Below are 21,495 nucleotides of genomic sequence, written 5' to 3'. Positions count from 1 at the left end.
TCTGTAAGTATAACAAGCCACTTTTGCATTGTCAAGTTTTATACGTGTTTTAATAAATAGAAAACGGAGTAGAAATTAATGGAGTGTATTTCCACTAATATCTACCCCGGTTTCTTTACACAAACAGCACAAACAGGCAAATAAATTTACTTTTTATTAATTTGCTAACCGCCAAATCCAAACAATCCTAAGTTGTTGTTTCACTTTCATGATTTTCTATACACAATATAACTGACCCTGCTCTTCAGGAGTATACTCTTTTACATCATCTTCACCCATCCATACCATTTTTTCAAATCCTAGACTGCGTAACTTTTCACACTCTTCATCTGGTGAAATATCATGATAATCCAATAGTTGCAATACTTTTCTATCCTGATTTACTCTTACTTTAAAAATTCCACCTAATTTTATTCCCGAAGGATATTTAATTAATTCGATTATTTTATGATATTCCACTTCAACGATTCCTGCTTCAATTTTTCTAATATCGTCAACAAATCCTTCGATAAATGGATTGAAATCATAGTTTTCTGTCATCATTTTAAATAACTTGAGTGGATTCCTATGAAGAATTTCCGTTTTATAACCAGTTAGTGCAGCTATTCCATCAGCTACATGTTTAATATTTTTTAATGCTAATTCATCTAAAACAAACGATCTCATAACTATATCAAAAATATGGTCATTGCAAAATTCAAAATCATCAAGATTATGGTAATTCATCAGAAAAGACATAATTGTATCCAATGCCTTTTCAATTCTAATATTGTATTCTGCTTCTTGTCCCATCCCACATAAGCATGAATGTATAAAGTGTACTTTCTTCGCCCACAAACGATGATATACTTCTTCTGACTTCTTACCCCTACTTAACTTATCTACTAATCTCATATTTCCTGTTTGCAATGCCCTGTAGTATGAATATTCCATTGCTTCATCATTCTTACTTGCATCTCTTATAGCCAATAATATTGATATTAGCAGTAATACTGGAACTCTATTTGAGAAATCTATGTCATATGATTGTTCAAACCATTCTACCAATATAATAGTATTTCTTGCATTTTCATCAATAAAGAGCACCGCCTTATGTTCAGAAAAGTCTGGCTCAACCAAATATTTAGCAAGAACCTCCTTACGTGACTTAATATATGATTTAAGTAAGTTTCTCTTAACCTCTTCACTTGAATTCCCACTTATCATATTTCTCTTCTGCTTTACATACTGCAGCGTTTCATTATTTATTCTTACGAAATCAGTTTTTATCGATATATACTCAAGTTGTAATACTTTGAAATAAATAATATCAAATAATGGTTCTCTACATTTTCGAACAATCATTTTCGAATCTTCCGGAAGTAAATTAACCACCTTTTTTTCTAGAAACTCCGCTAATCGCCATAAGTTCTCTGTGTTGTGCTCATATGCATATCTTGCTGAAACGCCTAATAATCGCTCCCAATTATTTGTCATCTCAATCAGTTTTAAATTTAGACTTCTCACTTTCTCAAGTGGTACTTCTTTAATTAACTCATTTTTTAATATTGCAATATTTTTTCCATTGCGATTTGCCTCTGCATATACAGTCTTATCAACATTTTCAAATGTTGGTTTCTGAAACATAAGGTAAAAATTCACACTTTCTCCATACATCTTTGTTTTACTAAGAACATACATAAGTTTCATAAACTTAAATTTACTATATTTATCATCAAAATCCTCTAGCTTAAATCCGAATATTTCCTCAAGCTGATCTATAATACCACCCTTTTTAATTCCACCATAAAATTTATTTCGAATGCCTTTGATTTTGTCAGTATCACTTTCAGGATCTGTATCATCTCCTACAATTTCATCATATATTTCGTAGTACAACTCTTTTTCTGAAATCTTTTCTAAAGGAATTATCTTTTGAGTTCCCACGTTAAATTTCCCTTTTTTTATAGTATTAAGTTTACTCTGTCCAATTATTATCTTCTCAATATAATAATCATATGACAAAAAGCGAAATCCATCTATATCCAAATATTTTGTCAGAAATATATTGTAATTTTTATTTTGAAAATACACCCCATTTGAATCAATATTTATTCCATACTTTAAAAGTTCCTGCTTTATATCAGCAGAAAGTTTGTCATCCTTAAGTAATTCAATCTCAGTCTTCTCCAATAAATCTCCTCCACATTTTTGCTCCTTGATTATTAACATTGCTGCCCTAGTACTTTCTTTATTTCTTACTAACAATTCAGATCATTCGTTCTTTACAGTCAATACAAACGATTATTTTAAAATCTGCCTTTTATCACCTTTTTTTCATCTCATATTATTCGCTATATTCTTTTCAAGTTTTTTCACTTTTCTAAACAGTATAAATATCATAGTCATCATCAAGGCACCCACTATAATTATACAAATCATCATCGCCTGACTTATGGTAATTTTCGCAATAACATTACTTAGTGCTCCAAATAAATCAGAGTACTTGTATATCAAGATAAGAAATTAATCTACCATAATTATTTTTACTTTAGGGCAGATAACATCTAGTTTCAATTAGGTCACCAAAAAGATTCTTTATATTTTTCAACATATTATCACTTAGATTTTTGTCGTTATTATCAGTAATATAATTAATGACCAATGAACTTTTTGCTCTAGTACAAGCAACATAAAACAATTTGTGCGCATTATACACAGCTGAACTTCCGTCTATTCCATGCAAAAATAAATCATCAAAATTATATGTATTCCAAGGTTGATTAGCAAACATATTTACAATAACATGAGAGTATTCTGCACCTTTAACACCATGCAATGTTTGCAGTTGAGTCTTTCCATTAATTTGTTTAAATAAGTTAATATATTGATTTATCTCTATACAAAATAAATCATTTATAAACTTCTCCTTATCTCGTTCTTTATAATTACTTATTATTTCTTCAATTTTCTTCTGGTTAATTTGAATATGGCTTTCTACTAATGCATTTATTACCCGTTCTAAAGTAGCATTACATTTAAGCAATTCGTCTATGTTAGAAAATAATACTCCAAATTGCAACTGGTCAAATGAATTCAGTCCAATTTTCTTTATAATTAACTCAAAATTATTTGATTGATATTCATACAGTAGCTTTACGATATTGGTCAAAATAGCCGAAATAAAACTATCCTCCATTTTTAGTAATTTATCATTACTATATCTTCCATATTCCATTGAAAAAATGCTAGAAATACCATCAAATCCAATTTCAGCTGCAATTTGTCTATGACTCAAAAACAAACGTTTATACTCTGAAATGTCAATTTGATCGTAATTTTTTAAATAGGTATCAGAACTTAAATTATAAACAAACTGAAGTTTATTAAATTTAACCTCTGGATTTTTATGTTTTTGTTCAAGTCCATCACCGCGCAAAACGTTGTTTGCAATAATTATTTTTTCACATGTTCTATAATTTTCTAATTTAGGTATTGAAAGGAAGTTGTTTTTATTATAGTCAATTGTTAAAGGGGAATTTGAATATATGCGTTGCATCTCATCACCAAAAAGACCAATAACGAGATAATTATCCTCTTTTTCTTTCTTCGATTTGACAATATCTAGTAGCTTGGTTAGAATATTTCCATCTGTATCTTGAAATTCATCTATCAAAATATGAGTGAATGTATTTGTAAATATATTTGCGAAAACAGAATTTTCTAAGCATTTTATTGCAAGTGCTAAAAGATCATCATGACTAATAACACCTTTATATAATGCTCGGTAGCTCTCATAGGAAATTTTAGTTATAGATACATTTTCATATTTTTTAAGACGCTCAGTGTTTTTTATTATTATTGCTTTCTTATCTTCAATATTCGTATTCTTTCTAGGCTTATCAATTAATTTTTGAGCTTTATCAATATCTGTATTTAATTGAAGTTTATCTGCCTCAATCATCTCCAATACAAAATTAATTAACTCATTTTGAAATTGATTCATAAAATCCCATAAAAATTCATGCATTGTATTAACGCATATATTTTTATGAGTTAATATGCGAGAATTAATTTCATCTTTTGCAACATTAGTATATGTTATACATAATATATTGGGTTGAATTGCTGTGACTTTATAAAAATTGTGTTGAAGATATTCAATAGACTCCATTAATGCATGTGTTTTTCCAGCTCCGGCTCCAGCTTCAAGCACAAAATTTTGGTTATCATTAAAACATTTAAAAATTGTTTGTATTACTTCTTGATCCATGCCAGTCCCTCCTTTATGTATTGAGGCATATCCCAGCCATCCAACATCAATAAATCAAAAGCAAAATCAGTTTTATTTAATTTTGAAACTATCTCAAAAATATTTTCATTTAATAAATCTGATGTTAGATTTTCTAGATTATCAGTTATATTCGCTTGCTTTATAGCATCTTCAAGTGAACAAATACATAATGGTTCAACTGTTTCTATTTTTGGCGATATTGTTGTCTCTTCTGCTTCAACTTCTGCCACTGCTACCTCTGCTACTATTCGTTGCTTTTTTGCATGTTCTACAATAATGTTCGTTAAGTATTGTCTATTTTCTTTAATTAATTGCTCCTCAAATGTTCTACCCCAATATAATTCATCATCAATTGGTAATTGAAACGCAAGACGAACCCATGCGTACCCATCTACTTTTTTTACTAAACAAGTTTCTCTTCCTGACAGTGTATTCAAAAAATGACTATCAATTAAATCCTTTAAAAATAATTTTTCACCCACAACTTCAAACCAATTCTTAATAATCTGATTTGAAGTTTTTATCTTATAGTCACTTTTATTATTGCCCTCGTTTTGCAAATCACATTTGCATGTAGAGTTATATGTTCCCGATACTGAATCTATATCAGTTATTATCAACGTTTTAATCCCTAAAAAATTAAGTAATTCATAAAACTTATGTGCATAAGCTCCACCGACTTCAAGTGTCGTAATATGCTGTTTCATAATTTGATTTTCTTTTTCACTATCAGCTTTATCTATCATAGATTTGAAAATCGGCATTAGTATTCTTTCTGCGCTTCCTTCAATCAATATAGCTTTATCAGTAAAAAACAAATCACATGTATTTATTCTAAAATACTTTTTCAAAAACGGTTTTAAATTGCTGTACTGTGGAAGTAAGAAAAATTCTTTTAGTGACTTAATTATTACGAATTTTCCATCTGCTAAAAAATATATTATATTATCTAAATAGCTACTCTGCAAAATGTAGGAAGAATGAGTTGTTATTACCGTACTAATATAACGCCCACATTGCAAGATATCTTCTACTCTATTTAAAAAAGTAGCCTGCATTTGAGGATGTAGATGTGACTCTGGTTCTTCAATAAACAACAAATTGAAAATTTTATTTTCCATTTCAATTTTATATTTATAAGTAATTATTTTTATGAATATATACATTAAATTACTATACCCTAGTCCATTGTAAGATTCCGGTAAAACCAACTCATCTATATTATACTTAAGTTTTGAATTCTTCTTTAATATTTCTTCAATATTAAATTCTGATGTAATTCCTATTTTTTGACTATCATCTGTTAATAATATATTTCTATTCACTTGCTCGATTAAATCTTTGAAGATCAAATTATAATTCTCATTTAAGCTTTCTTGTATTTCATTAATTGAGTTTTTATATTCATCCTCATGATCAAGTTGCACTGATTCCTTCGTGATTTTTTGATAGTAATTCCAAATTGCCCCACTAATTGTTTGCATGCTTTGATCTGAAGTATCATCTACTTCTCGTTGTGCTGCAATAATTCCGATATTAAAAAGACTTTTAACATATGTTATAGATACTGGCATTTCATATGTACTATGAGGCTTAGATGCATAAGCATTAAGAACAAAATATTGCTCAAAATTTCGTTTAATATAATTATAAAAATCTAAAATCTCTATTTTTTTACCTTCCGGTCTCGTATTGTTTTTTTCAATAATTGAAGAAATATATGTCTTATAATTTAAAATACAATTTTTTAAGTTTACAAATTCAAACTTTAATCGAATTAATATTTTGCTATTATTTTTAAACTCAAACAGTAACTCCTTAATTTGAGCCAAATTATCCACATCTTGAATAGATATTAAAACATCCATAGAAATTGAAGGTATTCTACTTTCAAATATATGTATTTGCTCTTTTGACAGAGGTTTTCCCGCATTAAAAGTTAGTTGCTTCTCATAATCCGAATAAACATTATTTAACAATTGAGAAGTTAGTGCTCCACTACTAAAATCTTCAAAATTAAACTTCCCCCCCGAAGTCAGACTTTTTGTAATAATTTCTGAAACAGAAGTTTTTCCAGTATTATTTTTACCAACAATCAGCGTTTGTTTGTCAAAATGAATGATTGCATTTTTAGCAAGTTTTCTAAAATTTGTTATCTTAATACTTTCAATATGCATATAATTAATCCTTTCATGCTCTATATTAGATAATCAGTATTACTAACTATAGATCTAAAACTTTATATTTTCATATTACGATTGATTATGACAAATACTGTTTTGTTGCATGTTTATAATTCAAACAATTTTTTTCTTTTGATATATTGCAAGAAATCCTTAGGTGTTGTTTTATGTAAATTCATTATATTATTGGCATTATTTCTCCATTCCATATCACCTGACTCTATGAATGTTCTTCGCATTTCCCTAATTGCAGATAATGCATCTAATGCCCACTTCACAAAATCTTTTCTATTAACATACCAGATATCTTTTGCAAAAGTTCTTGCACCATCTTCAATTATCTCTGTATTGGTGAGCATAATTGTAATAACTTCACATTGTTTACCTATTCTTTTTTCATTCGTTATTATCCACGATTTGTGTCCCATAGCTTCTTTAACGTGCTTTACTGGTATTTCACTTTCCTCAGTTGCATAAATTTTATCTTCTGAAACAATGCAAAGATTTTGATTAACTATCCAATAAGGATCCGGAGCAGCCGTAGAGTTAACATTTACAGAAATATATCCCAACATTTCTCCTAAATCTCTATGACCACGTTCAAAAGTGTTACCATCCATCGAAGATAAATCACTAACTATCACTTTTATCTTACTTTCAAATTTCGAATCTAAATTGTATTGAGTCAAATTATCTTCTATATTACTTATTAAATCACCAACGAAATTATCTTCTATAAATGCTTCGCTTTTATTTGTTACTTGATAAATAAGTTTTTCTAACCATTTTATACTAATATTATCTTTTAATGCACTTTCATAATGTTTTACACATATGTTTTGATAGCCTGTTTCACCTAGTTTAAAACAAATATAAGCTAGGCTACCAGCTATATATTGCCAGTAACTTCTGTATCCACTTAAGCTTGGTGCATTTAAAATACTTATAATATTCATCGTTTCTTCATAAGCCGCCTTATAATTCTTTTTCCATAATGAATATTGATATTTCAGCTCGTGTTGCGCTGCTTCCTTTAATTTTACAAAAACCATATTAGCTGATTCATTTTTTTCAGTACAATATTCATCACGTAAATCAACAATGTATCTCTCTGCGTCTTGCCAATTTTCATTTCTACTTAAAAAATCATTAACCTGCTCCAATATTTCAGAAACATCCTTATACTGCTTTGACATATCAATTCCAAATTGTAATTCTGCTCTTAACTCAGGTGGATACATTTTAAGTTTTTCATGTTTTATTAAATCATTCTGAATTGTATTTCCCAAAATACAAACAACAGAATAATCACTTGGATTTCTAGAACATCTTCCAACTGCTTGAATAATTCTAGTTCTTATTCTCTCTGCAAACAGTATAGAAGCTCCCATTCTGGTTACAAGAAATCTTTCTTGTATATTAGTTACCTTCGGCAGATCAATGATAAATAGCATTCTGCTTTCATCATCTGCAAAATCAATTCCATCAAACCTATTTGCTAAAATAGTTATTGCATTATTATCCTCAATAAAATTTTCTTTTGATTGTTCAATATCTTTAGCATAATAAACATTTGCTTCTGGACAATTTTCATCCACAAATTTATCTAAACTTTTGGCATATTGATCATCCGGAACAAGTACAACAGTTTTTTGATTAGTTGACTTATGCAGGTTAAGAAAAATTTCTGCTTCATGTTCGTCGCTTAACGATAACTCAGGAATTATAAAAAATCGTCTTCCTAATCCTTTTTTATCCCAATCACTTACAATAGGAAGGGTTGTTATATTTTCAGTTCCCGTGATTCTTTCTAATTCACCACTTTTCCCCAAGGTAGCTGACATAAGTATTCTCTGTTTTGCTTTTTTATAAGGTGAATATGTCATAGTGGGTGCGATCCAAGGTCTTATCAAAATCTCTCTGTTATTCAAATAAATATTGCACTCTGAAAAATTTTCCTTTATTCTTTTCCATGCATAGAAATTTGATGTTCCATCATCTAGTCCTAAACTAAGCTGTTGTTCAAGTGTAAGTATTACATCGGAAAGTAATGTCATTGGTACTAAATTACACCATCCCTCAATATCTCTACTATCGTCGTCAGTAATTAATCTTTCATAATCGCTCTCACCAATGATATTTTTTAATATATTTGCAAAAACCATAAATAAACTATTTGATTTATCAATTTTTATTGTCCAGTTAGAAATAATATATTCTTCGCACGAATGTACATCGTCCATAATAATTACATCAACATCACCAAACATAGTTTCTTGAGTAAAAAAGGCACTATAAGTTGTAACGCCAATGGCTTCGGCCATATTAAAGCTTGTTTTATCACAAGGCAAATAATCACGCTGTTTTCCACAAAAAGCCAATGCATTAATTCCGTATTTATTCGTAGCTTGGCTCACTGCCTGATTAACTAATTGCTTTGTTGGGCATAAAAAAACAATCTTTTCCTTGTTCTTTTTACGCCTATATTCCCCAATCAATAAACCAACTAATGTTTTCCCACTTCCTGTAGGAAGTTCAAGTGCTATATTCTTTTTATCAGAATTAGACATATATTGATCAATCATAGTTCCTTGATAATCCAACAATCCTCTGATTTTTTTTATTTTATTGTCTTGATACATTTCTTGAGGAGAATTATACTTAAATCCCTCACGTTTTTTTATATTAAACGACACCTCGACACCTCCATAAATTAATAATTATTAATAGTAATTTTTGATTATTTTAAGGATAAATATAATTAGTGATTCCATCTAAGGTTTAATTATTTTTAAAAAATCCATACCTACCAATACTACGTCCTTTAGTAAAAGTGACATCATGGTATTTCCCTAACAAGTTTTTTGGTGGTTGCTTATTATCAATGATAATAGCCTGCTTATCATTAAAACTATCTGAAAAAAAGGTGAATAATCCATCTTGCAAAGAATTATCAACAAAATCATCAGCACTTGCTTCTGCAATTTCTGTTTCTTTAAGCGTTGTAAGTGGTGAGTCTAAAATTAAAACATGCATAAAAGAATGTTTTAGTTTTTGTAAATATATCATCAGCGCAGCACTAAAGATTGCATAGAAAAATGCCCTATATCCCTTACCGTTGGATAAACGGTGAACTCCATCAATCTCTATGTCTTGTGTTTTAACATCAAACGTTACTTTTTCAACATCTAGGTATCCACAGGAAATTAAAGCGTTTTTTATTTCCTCACATAACTCATTATAAATTTGGTGATTAATCACCAAACCTTCAGTTACTGAATCTTCTTTTACCTTTTTGCTTTCTTCAAAAGTAATGATTTCACCACTCTTACGTTCAATAGTGCTTCCTATATCAGATATTTTACTATCAATCTTTGCTTGTTCAATTAATGCTTTGATTACAACTCTAACAGGCTTTAAATCTTCGGATGAAATTTGAGCTATTTCTTCATTATATTCTTTTGTTTTTTCTTCTCCTAATGACAGCATCTCTTCAATTTGATGAAGCTCTTCAGCTAAATCATCGATTGAAACTTCCAATTCTTTTAGGTTAAACTGTATTTTAGCCTTTTCATAATTACAACAATTAACAATATCATCGTGGTTTACGTTTTCAACATCTTTCTGCACTTCGCTATCACAAAGAGGACAATGGTGTATGGCAACCTGTGATAATAAACTGTCTCCGACAGTTGAAAAATCCAGCCTGTCCATATCGCTTAAATACTGTCTTTTTAAAAGTTGAAACTTATCAAGCATCATCTGTGTTTTATTTTTTTGTAAGTTCAATTTATTATTTGTTGTATTAATGTTATGAAGTTCTTGTCTCTTTAACTTAACAACTTTTTCTATCTCATTTATTTTATCTTTATAGTAATCCAGATTATATATACCATCGATGTCGAAGGTATCTTTATCTTCAATTAGTTTTTCTTTTTCTTGAGTTAAAGAAAGAATTTCTTCTTTAATATAGTCAATTTTTGCCTCATTTTTAGCCTTTCTAATTTCGGCTTTTTCTATCTCTGCGCAGGCTATATCATCTTGTTCTGTTAATAGATATCTAAACACAGATTTACTATATGTTTGTTGTGTACTTTGAGTTTCTACAACAGGGGACTTAACCTCTGATATTATATCCGTCTCAGAAATTAATGATAAATGCGTTATAGCTCTAAAACCCAATGTGACTTTTTTCCCGTCTTTATTCCTTACTAAATATTTGTTTTCGTTTATTCCTATCTGTTTCAACAAAAATTTAGAAATATTATCATCACTATCCGGATCATGCTTACTCTTTAATTTTTCAAAATGATGATTATTATCCACTTCTTCAATGCTGCAGCAGTAATAAAATATATCGGTACTATTTAAAAACCGTAAAATAGTTATGGGTTCATTATTATCAAGATTACGTATTTCTACATATATTTTTGAATAGCCTATACTCTCTGGAATTTTTTTTATTTTAGTTGCACCAAAAGCATAATCAATACATTGAAATATATAAGATTTTCCAGTATTAGAAGGCCCATGAATTACGTTAAGACCTCTTTCGAATACAATTTCACTATCCTCTTTTCCATCGCCAACTACTTTTAATTTTTTTATGTAAAATCCAGGCATAACTACACCTCCTCGTTATAGGGATAAAAGTTAATAAACTCATTTTTTTCATCTGTTTTACGAGAAAATATGATGTTCTTTAACTCCTCATCCGTTTTAAGCTCTGTTTCTTGTACAATTAATTGAATGTTTTTCATTAAATGCTCAGCGTAGTTGTCTTGGATGCCATCTATTAACCATAGCGTATTTCCATTACCCCTGTAACATAAGCCCTCATTAGTTTCCACATCAATTAATCCTTTTAAAGCTAACTCTAATACGGATTTTTTCAACACTTGTCTTTTCTCCAAAACTTCAATAGATTGAAATGGATACTTAGGATGTAAATTAGTAGTTTCATCTTTATAGTCTTCAATATAAAGGCTTAAATAATCCAAATACAGCAATCTATCCAGACTACAAAAGTTAGGATATAATTCTTTAAGAATAAATAAGCAACGTAATCCTAATTCTACTTTTGTATTATAAAGTCTATCATTCATTTGTAGTCCTCCAATCAACTAAATCGTCATTGGCTAAATGATGACATATACCTTTCTTATCATCATTGGTGACAAAATGCAGATCATTATCCACTCTACTTATTGACAAATTGACTTTCGTCGATTCGTGCATGGTCTTTTTTAATTTATCAAATCCATCTTTGAATTCAGTTTGTACAAAATCTATTATCCCTGAGTACATTTCATTTTTTAGGATCTCAAATTCGCTTTCACTTGAAAAAATATCTCGAATACACCTTTTAAGTGATTCAGCGGAGTAGTATTCTTGTCTTCTACTACTGAAATCTTTTAGTAAATCAACATATTGGTTAAGTTTATTAACATCAATATGTTCTTTTTTGTTTTCTGAATATGCTACCAAAATTTTGCTTAAATATTTACGCTCTATATTTTCTATATCTGTTGGTGGTTCAATTTTAATGTTTCTTTTGGGTTTAATGTTTCCACCAAACCGAAAATAAAAGTATTGCGTATGCCTGTGCTCTTCTATAATAGTGTTTATAGAATATGTATCCACTATATTAAAATCAAACTTCTGAATGAATTTCAAAAGATTGCCGCTTAATGCTATCGTCTTTTTATCAATAAGATTTTTACTGCATTTATCATTCCACTCTTTTATAAGACCTGTACGAATATTTTCTTTGTTTTCCAATATTGTTCTCATCTTTTTGCTTAAATCATGAGACGCTATTATATAATACTTTTCAGGCATGGGAATATCTTTATTATAAACAAAATAACAAAGCTTCCCAAACTCAATCCAATATTGACTCGGTTGCAATTGAGCAGAATATTTTTTACACTGATAATAATCAAATGTTCCATTTTCATACTCTGCAATTACATCTCTGCCTTTATCGCCTGCACCACCAATTCGATACACATCTTTATATTTAGTTTTTGCACAAGCTACAGCCCATTCTGCTATAAACTCCTCAAATCCTTCATCAGAAAATTCTTTAACTCTTTGCAGTGGAGGAATAACTGTTTCAAAAACTGATTGATCATCTAACGGTTCAATTTTATCCATCTTCATCAAATTAAAAGTTGAAGTTATCATCAGAAATCCTCCTTTTGTCTATCGCTTATTCTATATTTTTGCTGTCCCGAGGAGGTTTTTTCAATTACTTTTGCTCTACTATTTTCATTTCTCATAAAATTGAGGAATAATGTTCCTAGCAAAAGCCTATCACTTCTTGAAATCCTGTTCCATTCATATCCCTTAAACAAATCTCTTACTAAAAAAACTTCACCCAGATTCAAGTAATTTATTTCAGCTTTTGCAATCTCTAACAACTCATTGACATTCGGCATATGTGTACCTCCAACACGGAATAACATTGTAAACAACATTGTAATTATAATTGTATTACTTTTCCTGTTTCATTTCAACATCAAAACGTTATTTCAGACATATATTTACAGAATATTTCGATTTCAACTAGAAAATTTGCCGACAATAAAACTCTCAGTTCACTGACAATTTTAGTCTTAACAACTTTGAATAAGCAGGAACAGAGATCACACCCTATTCCTGCTCAATCTTTACTCATAATATTCCACCCTTTGTTCCATTACCTTTCCAGATGAATAATGGATAAAGCTCTGTTTTCAAATACGACTTACTAATTTAGTGATGACCAAATAAATTATTCCATCGTTCAATCGTCTATCATGGCATTGAAGTCATCACGTTCTTAGGTGTTCGTTACCGATTTTTCATCATAAACTTAGATTCCTGCTAGCTTCCAGTAAATCCAATCCGTTTGTAAAGGTATACCTAAATAAACCTATTTATTCTTTGCTTTTTGGGGTCAATATTGGATGATGTATAACCGTCCATATGTTCAGTTATTAGGACGTTCGTCTATTATCCGTGTCTACGCACAATGTCGTAACATTTCAACTAAACCATCCTAAATCATCTGATTAATCTCTATACCCGCTTTCATCTGATTAACATTGTAATCGACCTGCTCAATGCTACATGACACTGTTTCTTTTTCTATCTCAACAATCACATAGTTGCCTCTACTGTCTCCGTTCTTTGGTTTATCAACTGAACCAGCATTAATAATATTTTTTCCTCTAATGCTCCTGAAATATGTTATATGTTGTATGTCCGCAGATCATGATATACCCAGATATTTATTCGTCACTTAAGCAAGATAATCTTCTTTTTCATAGATATATTCAACAGTTCTCATTGGACTTCCATAAACAATAATAACCTTATTAGCTTCTTATTCTTAAACTAATTTAGAGCTTAGATTCTTAAAACCCTTCTATATATACCAAGGTTAGGTTCATAGTGCCATTTTGTCTACAATCTTAAAGAAGCAGCCACTTGGCTGCTTCTTTATTTTTTGTTTACAAGTTTTTTACTTTCAATACTCTGAAAGCATTTAATACAGCGATGATAGTAACACCTACATCAGCAAATACTGCTTCCCACATGGTCGTTATACCAAAGACACTTAATATTAGAAATAAAATCTTGACACCAATAGCAAATACCATGTTTTGCTGTGCGATTTTAAGTGTCTTTTGAGATATTTTTATGGCTGTAGCTATTTTTGAAGGCTCATCCGTCATAATAACGATATCAGCAGCTTCAATGGCTGCATCAGAACCTAATCCACCCATTGCTATTCCAATGTCAGCACGTGCTAATACTGGAGCATCATTAATTCCGTCACCTACGAAAGCAAGTTTACCTTTCGCGGATTTTTGTGAAAACAGTTCTTCTAGTTTATCAACTTTATCACCTGGTAATAATTCAGCATATACCTTATCAAGACCTAAGCTTGCTGCTACTTTTGATGCAACATTTTTTGCATCACCTGTGAGCATAACTGTTTGTTTTATATTAGCTGCTTTAAGATCTTTTATTGCCTTCGCTGAATCTGCTTTAACCTCATCAGCAATAATGATATAGCCTGCATATTGATTATCAACTGCAACATGTACTACAGTACCAATCAATTCTCCATCGAAGTAAGGTATATTCATTTTTTTCATTAGTTTGATATTACCGGCCATAACCTTTTTTCCATCTACTAAAGCAATTACACCATGACCGGAAATCTCTTCAACATCTGATATACGTCCATTATCAATATCTTTACCAAAAGCACGTTTCAGTGATAGAGAAATTGGATGATTGGAATAGCTTTCAACATATGCAGTTAATTCTAGTAATTCTTCTTTTGAAATCTCTATCGGATAGATTTCCTGAACATTAAATACACCTTTGGTTAACGTTCCAGTTTTATCAAACACAACAATTTCAGTTTTCGCTAAAGCCTCTAAGTAGTTGCTGCCTTTTACTAAGATGCCTTTTCTTGATGCACCACCAATCCCTCCAAAGAAACTTAATGGTATGGAAATAACAAGGGCACAAGGGCAAGAAACCACAAGGAATGATAAAGCTCTATAAATCCAATCACTAAAGGTAGCACCCTCAAATAAAAGCGGTGGAATAATTGCAATAATAACAGCGATAATTACAACAATTGGGGTATAATATCTTGCAAACCTAGTTATAAATTGCTCTGAATTTGATTTTTTACTGCTTGCATTCTCAACCAGGTCAAGTATCTTGCTAACAGTTGATTCACCATATTCTTTTGTTACTTCTACCGTAATAACTCCATTGATATTAATGCAACCACTTAAAATGTCATTTCCAGCTTCTACCTCACGAGGAACCGATTCACCGGTAAGAGCAGATGTATCAATCATAGAACTACCTTCAATAACCTTACCGTCAAGAGGAACTTTCTCTCCTGCCTTAATTACAATAATATCTCCGATTTGAACTTCATCTGGATCAACTTTAACAAGTTCATCACCTTTTTTAACATTAGCATAGTCAGGACGAATGTCCATTAGACTTGCAATTGACTTTCTTGACTTATTAACTGCATAGCTTTGAAATAATTCACCAACCTGGTAAAAAAGCATTACTGCGACACCTTCTGGAAAGTCACCTACAAAGAATGCTCCAATTGTAGCAATACTCATAAGGAAGTTTTCATCAAAAACTTTACCTCTAATAATATTCCTAAGAGCCCTTAAAACCACATCGCCACCAACTATAGTGTAACTGACCAAAAATAAGACAGGTCTTATCCAATTAATATCTATATTTATTATTAAAGCCACAATAAAGAAAATTGCACCGATAATAATGCGCCAAAGACGTTTTTTCATTTAGTTACACTCCTTTATGCCTTCTTCATGACTGTATCAGGCTCTATTTTTTTAACTACTTTTTCAGCTTCTGAAATAATTGTAGGCATCTTATCGTCATCACCCTCAATAACCAATTTTGTGGTCATGAAATTAACGGTAGCTTCCTTTACTCCATCTAACTCATTAATTGCTCTTTCCATTTTTGCTGCACAATTTGCACAGTCCAATCCTTCAAGTCTAAATGTCTTTTTCATACTATTATCCTCCATTAAATATATTATTTGTTCTTATACTTAAAAATATTAATAATTACTTTTCTCTGATATGCTCTAATCCCTTTTCAAAGATTTCCTTAACATGATCATCTGTTAAGGAATAGAACACTACTTTGCCTTCTTTTCTGTACTTTACTAAATTTGCTGCTTTTAATGCCTTAAGTTGATGGGAAATAGCTGATTTGGTCATGTTTAACAGCACTGCTATATCACACACACACATCTCACTTTCATCTAATGCCCATATAATCTTTGCTCGTGTGCTATCTCCTAATACTTTAAAGAAATCTGATAAATCATAAAGTTCATCTTCCTCCGGCATAACCAGTCTGACCTTATCTACAATATCAGCATGAATCACATCACAATCACAATTAATATTAATATCTAAATCTTTCATGTTTTCACCTTCTTTATATTGTTATAGTTGAACAACTATTCAACTTATATGTATATAATAGTTGAATACACACTCAATTGTCAAGTGTTTTTTTTTAATATACATCATGAAATTTTATACTGCATGGTTTTTCTTAGTGATGTAAAAATTGCAACACTTATCACCATTGCCCAATGTAATTGGTCTTTCTAGTCTACAATTAGCGAAGCTCATTGTAATATAATCAGTAGCACATAAAGATGGTGTAAGCTCTGGTACATTTTCTCTTTTGCATAATGCGCATAATCCACATCTGGTAAAAACTATATGGGTTAAGTTAACATTTTCTTTATCTTCCACTGATACAAGCCAATTTGTCGGATATTTATCTTTATTTGTTTCACACCAGCGGCCAGCTTTCTCAATCTTTTCTTTATACTGTATTGATAGCAGATCAACTTTACTCATTTGCTTCTTCATGAATTCAAAATTATTAAGTCCAGTGGCCAGTATTTCATCAAATTCATTCAAGCTAATGGTATCTTTCGTATTTTTATACAATGAAACGAGATATGCCCCCATCAAATAGCTGTTGAGAAATATGTTTTTATTTCCTCCAATATTCGGAGAATTCTTTACAATCTTTTTATATTCTCTTGTCGTCTTTGTAATAATATTTTTGAGCTTTGCCTTATCATAATACTTTTTTAATTGTTTTTTAATGATACCTTTCATTATGAAAGGGTATGCATAAGCCATAGCGGTTAATTTCATCTCTATTTCCCCCCGAAATGATTGTTTTTCATTCATACTACTCAAGAGTTACCTTTTTTAGATTTATTACTTTGGTATAATCGCAATGTTTTATTTCTAATATCTGCAATCCATACTTTTCAAAATATCCCTTAGTATCAATCTTTAAAAACTGTTCAAACCCCTTAGGTTCTAATTTCCTTATTAGGTAAAATAGTATTCTCTTCAATAAATTTTGTGGTTCTTCCCATTCTATGACCAATAACCTTCCTTTTGGTTTTAAAACCCGCTTCGCCTCTAACAGTATTTTTTCAGCCAATTCCTCAGGTATTTCATGTAAAACTAAAGAGATTAGTACTGTATCAAATGTTTTGCTTTTAAATTTTGTTTCTGTTGCATCCATTTGATAAAGCTTTATATTCTCATTAAAAAATGATAGATTATTGCTCTAAATAGTTATCCATTAATTGATTCAAAAATATATCCTTAAATGTATCCCCCTATTTATAAACGTTCAGTTATTCATTTTCCAACATTTCTAGACACCAAAAGAGACACCCATTTCGAGTGTCCCTAAAAGTATACTTTTTCCTATTTATTTCCCTTCTAAATACATTCCCCATCAAATATATTTCCCACGTTTTATTCCCTCCTTGTATTCTCTTCATACATGGAATTTCTTTCATTCATCTCATGCTTTTTGTAATATGGTATTAAAACAAAACTTACTTTCATCAAAAAGCAAGATAACTAAATCATATCTGTCCCTTCCTAAAACAAAAATCACACTTTACTCCTGTTGTTGCTAATGTTCCTTTTCTCTCAAATATAACCGACGGAGCAAGTGGATCATATGCAGCGTGGTCGGTTTGACAAAAAGCATGGCAAAGGGCAAGAGCATTTCGTTTTTTCAACTCTTCGCAGTAAAGACATGAGGTAATATTAAAATAAACCTTGTTTTTGCTATTTTCAATTGTTTGTGATGTCCAGCCTTTTTTGGGGTAACCAAATTTCATGCCAAGGGTTAATGCAAGCTTGAATACTGAAAACGCATAAGTCTTTGTGCTCAAATAACGGCATAACTTTGCCAATCTCTCAACAGCCTTGCACATTTCTAACTCAACAAAATCAATAGCCTGCTCCTGCGGAATACCCACATTTACAAGTGCTTTATAACAAGCATATCCGGGCAGAACATTTTGTCTCAGATGACTGCCCACAACTATGTTTTCTCTGTCATTCATACATTTGATTTCATTTTCCAAGATGGCACAAGCATCTCGATATATTGATACTATATCTTTATCCGGAAAACTATCCTTCATCGCTTGTGCAATATACGGAATACGAGTTTTTGAAAAAACATCTTTCATAGTTAAGCTACCTCTACTTTCTGTCAGTAAAGCCCTTTTCGGGTGACCAATTACACTTGCCAATTAAATCATAATGGCAGTTACAGCAATCATCACCATCTCCAAGTGTTTTTGTACGAACAAATCCGGTACCCATAAGATTGGCTAAAAGGTAATCCATGCGGCAGATGCCTGGAAGCAACCCATCAGCTTTAAATTGATGTGCCAGCTTTTTCAGTCCACACTCGGTAATATCCAGTTCAAAGCTATTCTGATTAATTTCACGATAAGTAATAGCCCAGTCGAATGGATGTAAATTGCCCTTTACTTGCCGTGTCACATGAGTGGCAGCCTTCTTACGAAAGCCATTCAAATATATTTTGCCGGTTGCCTTCAAAAATGGTCGAGGTATAGTCGTCACCATCATTTCGTTCATTGTCCAGATATTTTGAATGATTTCATCTTGAGTTGACCCGAGTTCTAAAAAGCTTTTATACCACGCAATATAGCTTGGGCCAAACTCGTAGCTGAAGGAAAAAATACTGTCGCCTATATCCGGCACCTGTGGCAAAATTTCAGCAAAGGTCTTATCCGAATTTGCCTTGAATTTCTTCCAAAAAACTTTTCCGTATTTTTGGATTAAATAACATTTGCTGCGGTGTAGTGTTAAATGATAAATAAGTTTAATCATAATTTCCTCCATTTCTTTCGCTTCGCTCAAGACACAAACAAGTAATGAAAAACTGTTGTGCCCCTCAAATCTCTGTTTTATAATTCTTATAAGGAATAGCAATACACTACAGAGCACGGGGAGGCGAGTGGTGAATTTTATTTGACCCCGCATAATTATATGTGCCGTCATCCTTTCAAGCACAAACAAGTGGGACATTGAGCCCGGACCCTTATCATTGGTATAAACCATGTTTATTAGTCGCAGGATGACAGTCAATGTTGTTATTCCCATTTTTTAGTTAAGGTGGTGATTTCTATGATGAGGCTCATTTACCCCATCTGTTGTGGTCTTGATGTCCACAAAAATGTTATCGTTGCAACCATCGTTACTACGAATGGTTCTGGAATCTCTGAATATAATCAGAAATCTTTTTCAACCATCAATTCTGATATTCAGAAGTTTCACGACTGGCTAATTGAAAACAACTGAAAACACGTCTGTATGGAATCCACTGGTAAGTATTGGATTCCTATTTTTAACTACCTTGAACAGGACATGGATATCTGTCTTACTCATCCTAAATACGTCAAATCTATTAAAGGTAAAAAAACAGACAAAAAGGATTCTAAATGGATTGCTGACTTATACAAATTTGATTTGGTCAGATGTTCCTTTATCCCTCCAAAAGATTTTCGGGGGTTACGTGAGCTTGCCCGCTATCGTTTCAAACTGGTTTGCATGAAATCTTCTGAGAAAAATCGAATCCAAAACTGCATGACGATTTCAAATATTGGTATCGCCAGTATTCTTTCTGATCCCTTTTGTAAAACTGCCACCGAAATCATGACATATCTGCTTTCAAATACCTCTGAAACGATTGATGATAAAGCAGTTCGAAAGTTAATCAAGAAAAAAGCGAATGCCAAATCCGACGAAATCATCGAAGCAATTAAAGGTTACAACATTGAAACAGATCAAGCTAAAAAACTCGAACTGGCAAGAGCACACTTGGATTATCTTGATGATATGATTACTCAAACCGAAGTTGAACTCTATGTTCATATCAAGCCTTACTATGAATATGTTGAACTAATTTCTGCACTTCCTGGCATTACTGAATTAAGTGCCACCATAGTTCTTGCTGAAATAGGTGTGCGTATGGATATCTTTGATAATGCCAAACATCTCTGTTCCTGGTGTGGTCTTTCTCCTGCCAACAATGAATCTGCTGGTAAGAAAAAATCCGTCCGGATTGCCAAAGCAGGAGCGTACCTAAAACCGCTGATGGTTCAGTGTGCACTTGCTGCAATCAAAAGTAAGAAACAACCTTATTTCGCAATAAAATATGGGCGAATCAGAAAACGTCGTGGTCATAAAAAGGCAATTATTGCAATTGCTAGAATGATGATGGTCTGTATCTACCATATGGTTTCTGAAAAACAACCGTTTAATCCAACTGATTATGAGGAATTGATGGATCCTCTTTACAACCAACCCAAAGTAACATTAAACGATACAACTGTTTTTGCGTACTTAAAATCTCAAGGCTATGACACTTCTTTATTGTTTAAATGCAACGATAACTAATCTTGAAATAATAACTTTTCAAAAATGGGGTTTAGAGACCCTTAGTTAAATTCGGCTCAAAATCCACTACTTTTTTCACCCTTTTTCTCCTGTGAGTTTTTTTTTGCAATGCCCTCATAAACATATCCTGTCAGAAATCTTGGGTAAATCGGTGCATGATTAATTTTTAAATATACAATATCTAAACCGCTTTTTCTAATGTTATCTTGATAAGAGCGTATGATATTGCAACCATAAGCGTATTTGTTGTAAAGCGGGTTGAACAGATGCTGTATTTTTTTGAAAAGTTTAGAATTAGCACTTCCATGCTCTAAAAACAAGAAAATACCACCAGGCTTCAGCACTCTGTAAACTTCTGCGCAAACCTGCTCTAAATTATCAACACTGCATAAGGAAAAGGTTGAAACAACAGTGTCAAAGATGTTGTCATCAAAGTGCAGTGCACCAGCACTTTCTGCGAACAAGGTAACATCAACAACACTGTTTTGCAACTTTCGTGGATAAGCCTCCACAGCAGTAATGTGAGTGATTTCTGTGGGATAAAGGGAAAGATTTGTGCCTTCCCCAATCCCTATTTCAAGTATATTTCCGTATGCATGTTTCAACAATGCTGCACGTTTTTTCAAAATGGATTTTTTGCCTATATTCCAATGCATTAACTTTGGGAAAATGATATCTTGATACCAACCCATAG

18 protein-coding genes are annotated in these 21,495 nt (G+C 31.5%); 2 read left to right on the top strand and 16 right to left on the bottom strand.

Going from position 1 to position 21,495, the window contains the following annotated elements:
• Nucleotides 1-216: 216 nt before the first annotated feature.
• From CC92_RS0118630 to CC92_RS0118550, 15 genes are all read right to left on the bottom strand, one after another.
• Nucleotides 217-2,172 (bottom strand): hypothetical protein, encoded by a 1,956-nt coding sequence (locus CC92_RS0118630; RefSeq protein WP_031420651.1) that lies wholly within the window; start codon nucleotides 2,170-2,172, stop codon nucleotides 217-219.
• A 358-nt stretch (nucleotides 2,173-2,530) separates the two neighbouring features.
• Nucleotides 2,531-4,252: a UvrD-helicase domain-containing protein gene (locus CC92_RS0118625; protein WP_031420649.1), complete on the bottom strand. Its 1,722-nt coding sequence runs from the start codon at nucleotides 4,250-4,252 to the stop codon at nucleotides 2,531-2,533.
• Nucleotides 4,237-6,450, bottom strand: a complete 2,214-nt coding sequence (locus CC92_RS0118620) for an AAA family ATPase (RefSeq protein ID WP_031420648.1) — start codon at nucleotides 6,448-6,450, stop codon at nucleotides 4,237-4,239. Before CC92_RS0118620 ends, CC92_RS0118625 begins: the two co-directional genes overlap by 16 nt.
• A 113-nt stretch (nucleotides 6,451-6,563) precedes the next feature.
• Nucleotides 6,564-9,152, bottom strand: coding sequence for a DEAD/DEAH box helicase family protein (locus tag CC92_RS0118615; RefSeq protein ID WP_031420646.1), 2,589 nt, complete (start codon nucleotides 9,150-9,152; stop codon nucleotides 6,564-6,566).
• Nucleotides 9,153-9,237: 85 nt separating this feature from the next.
• On the bottom strand, nucleotides 9,238-11,079 hold the full coding sequence (locus CC92_RS0118610; protein ID WP_031420645.1) for a hypothetical protein: 1,842 nt from the start codon (nucleotides 11,077-11,079) through the stop codon (nucleotides 9,238-9,240).
• 2 nt (nucleotides 11,080-11,081) lie between these two features.
• A complete protein-coding gene (locus tag CC92_RS0118605; protein WP_031420644.1) occupies nucleotides 11,082-11,561 on the bottom strand; it encodes an ABC-three component system middle component 2 in 480 nt (159 codons plus the stop codon).
• Entirely contained in the window at nucleotides 11,554-12,645 is a 1,092-nt protein-coding gene (locus tag CC92_RS0118600; RefSeq protein WP_031420642.1) for an ABC-three component system protein, read from the bottom strand. The genes CC92_RS0118605 and CC92_RS0118600 overlap by 8 nt, the downstream gene beginning before the upstream one ends.
• Nucleotides 12,645-12,899 (bottom strand): single-stranded DNA-binding protein, encoded by a 255-nt coding sequence (locus tag CC92_RS0118595; RefSeq protein ID WP_031420640.1) that lies wholly within the window; start codon nucleotides 12,897-12,899, stop codon nucleotides 12,645-12,647. Before CC92_RS0118595 ends, CC92_RS0118600 begins: the two co-directional genes overlap by 1 nt.
• A 1,056-nt stretch (nucleotides 12,900-13,955) precedes the next feature.
• Complete coding sequence (locus CC92_RS0118585; RefSeq protein ID WP_031420639.1) at nucleotides 13,956-15,800, bottom strand: heavy metal translocating P-type ATPase; 1,845 nt, start codon at nucleotides 15,798-15,800, stop codon at nucleotides 13,956-13,958.
• 14 nt (nucleotides 15,801-15,814) lie between these two features.
• Nucleotides 15,815-16,036, bottom strand: coding sequence for a cation transporter (locus tag CC92_RS0118580; RefSeq protein ID WP_031420637.1), 222 nt, complete (start codon nucleotides 16,034-16,036; stop codon nucleotides 15,815-15,817).
• Between the two features lie 55 nt (nucleotides 16,037-16,091).
• Entirely contained in the window at nucleotides 16,092-16,457 is a 366-nt protein-coding gene (locus CC92_RS0118575; RefSeq protein WP_031420636.1) for an ArsR/SmtB family transcription factor, read from the bottom strand.
• Between the two features lie 114 nt (nucleotides 16,458-16,571).
• The gene (locus tag CC92_RS0118570; RefSeq protein ID WP_031420635.1) at nucleotides 16,572-17,210 is read right to left on the bottom strand and encodes an L-2-amino-thiazoline-4-carboxylic acid hydrolase; all 639 of its coding nucleotides are present in this window, start codon (nucleotides 17,208-17,210) and stop codon (nucleotides 16,572-16,574) included.
• 37 nt (nucleotides 17,211-17,247) lie between these two features.
• Nucleotides 17,248-17,607: a class I SAM-dependent methyltransferase gene (locus CC92_RS21915; RefSeq protein WP_278246077.1), complete on the bottom strand. Its 360-nt coding sequence runs from the start codon at nucleotides 17,605-17,607 to the stop codon at nucleotides 17,248-17,250.
• Between the two features lie 337 nt (nucleotides 17,608-17,944).
• The gene (locus CC92_RS0118555) at nucleotides 17,945-18,562 is read right to left on the bottom strand and encodes an L-2-amino-thiazoline-4-carboxylic acid hydrolase (protein ID WP_031420632.1); all 618 of its coding nucleotides are present in this window, start codon (nucleotides 18,560-18,562) and stop codon (nucleotides 17,945-17,947) included.
• Between the two features lie 13 nt (nucleotides 18,563-18,575).
• Nucleotides 18,576-19,232 (bottom strand): L-2-amino-thiazoline-4-carboxylic acid hydrolase, encoded by a 657-nt coding sequence (locus CC92_RS0118550; RefSeq protein WP_031420631.1) that lies wholly within the window; start codon nucleotides 19,230-19,232, stop codon nucleotides 18,576-18,578.
• 297 nt (nucleotides 19,233-19,529) lie between these two features.
• On the opposite strand from CC92_RS0118550, the gene CC92_RS23150 reads away from it, so the two are divergent.
• Together CC92_RS23150 and CC92_RS21200 are read left to right on the top strand one after the other, a co-directional pair.
• Nucleotides 19,530-19,703 (top strand): hypothetical protein, encoded by a 174-nt coding sequence (locus CC92_RS23150; protein ID WP_242847879.1) that lies wholly within the window; start codon nucleotides 19,530-19,532, stop codon nucleotides 19,701-19,703.
• 12 nt (nucleotides 19,704-19,715) lie between these two features.
• Nucleotides 19,716-20,801 (top strand): IS110 family transposase, encoded by a 1,086-nt coding sequence (locus CC92_RS21200; RefSeq protein ID WP_242847878.1) that lies wholly within the window; start codon nucleotides 19,716-19,718, stop codon nucleotides 20,799-20,801.
• A gap of 56 nt (nucleotides 20,802-20,857) precedes the next feature.
• Here the strand turns inward: CC92_RS21200 and CC92_RS0118540 are convergent, their stop codons facing one another.
• Complete coding sequence (locus CC92_RS0118540; RefSeq protein WP_031420630.1) at nucleotides 20,858-21,493, bottom strand: class I SAM-dependent methyltransferase; 636 nt, start codon at nucleotides 21,491-21,493, stop codon at nucleotides 20,858-20,860.
• Nucleotides 21,494-21,495: the final 2 nt, after the last annotated feature.

Origin of the sequence: Lachnoclostridium phytofermentans, from assembly GCF_000733755.1 — a bacterium.
Lineage (GTDB): Bacteria > Bacillota > Clostridia > Lachnospirales > Lachnospiraceae > Lachnoclostridium > Lachnoclostridium phytofermentans_A.
The sequence above is the reverse complement of the archived record's forward strand: the minus strand, read 5'-3'. Positions and strand labels throughout refer to the sequence as shown.

Bases quoted from the DNA above. Each gene is read 5' to 3' on its own strand.
- CC92_RS0118580 (WP_031420637.1), bottom strand. From the start codon at position 16,036: ATGAAAAAGACATTTAGACTTGAAGGATTGGACTGTGCAAATTGTGCA.
- CC92_RS0118610 (WP_031420645.1), bottom strand. From the start codon at position 11,079: ATGCCTGGATTTTACATAAAAAAATTAAAAGTAGTTGGCGATGGAAAA.
- CC92_RS21200 (WP_242847878.1), top strand. From the start codon at position 19,716: ATGGAATCCACTGGTAAGTATTGGATTCCTATTTTTAACTACCTTGAA.
- CC92_RS0118625 (WP_031420649.1), bottom strand. From the start codon at position 4,252: ATGGATCAAGAAGTAATACAAACAATTTTTAAATGTTTTAATGATAAC.
- CC92_RS0118540 (WP_031420630.1), bottom strand. From the start codon at position 21,493: ATGGGTTGGTATCAAGATATCATTTTCCCAAAGTTAATGCATTGGAAT.
- CC92_RS0118570 (WP_031420635.1), bottom strand. From the start codon at position 17,210: ATGAAATTAACCGCTATGGCTTATGCATACCCTTTCATAATGAAAGGT.
- CC92_RS0118575 (WP_031420636.1), bottom strand. From the start codon at position 16,457: ATGAAAGATTTAGATATTAATATTAATTGTGATTGTGATGTGATTCAT.
- CC92_RS0118585 (WP_031420639.1), bottom strand. From the start codon at position 15,800: ATGAAAAAACGTCTTTGGCGCATTATTATCGGTGCAATTTTCTTTATT.
- CC92_RS0118550 (WP_031420631.1), bottom strand. From the start codon at position 19,232: ATGATTAAACTTATTTATCATTTAACACTACACCGCAGCAAATGTTAT.
- CC92_RS0118595 (WP_031420640.1), bottom strand. From the start codon at position 12,899: ATGCCGAATGTCAATGAGTTGTTAGAGATTGCAAAAGCTGAAATAAAT.
- CC92_RS23150 (WP_242847879.1), top strand. From the start codon at position 19,530: ATGATGAGGCTCATTTACCCCATCTGTTGTGGTCTTGATGTCCACAAA.
- CC92_RS0118620 (WP_031420648.1), bottom strand. From the start codon at position 6,450: ATGCATATTGAAAGTATTAAGATAACAAATTTTAGAAAACTTGCTAAA.
- CC92_RS0118555 (WP_031420632.1), bottom strand. From the start codon at position 18,562: ATGAAAGATGTTTTTTCAAAAACTCGTATTCCGTATATTGCACAAGCG.
- CC92_RS0118600 (WP_031420642.1), bottom strand. From the start codon at position 12,645: ATGATAACTTCAACTTTTAATTTGATGAAGATGGATAAAATTGAACCG.
- CC92_RS0118605 (WP_031420644.1), bottom strand. From the start codon at position 11,561: ATGAATGATAGACTTTATAATACAAAAGTAGAATTAGGATTACGTTGC.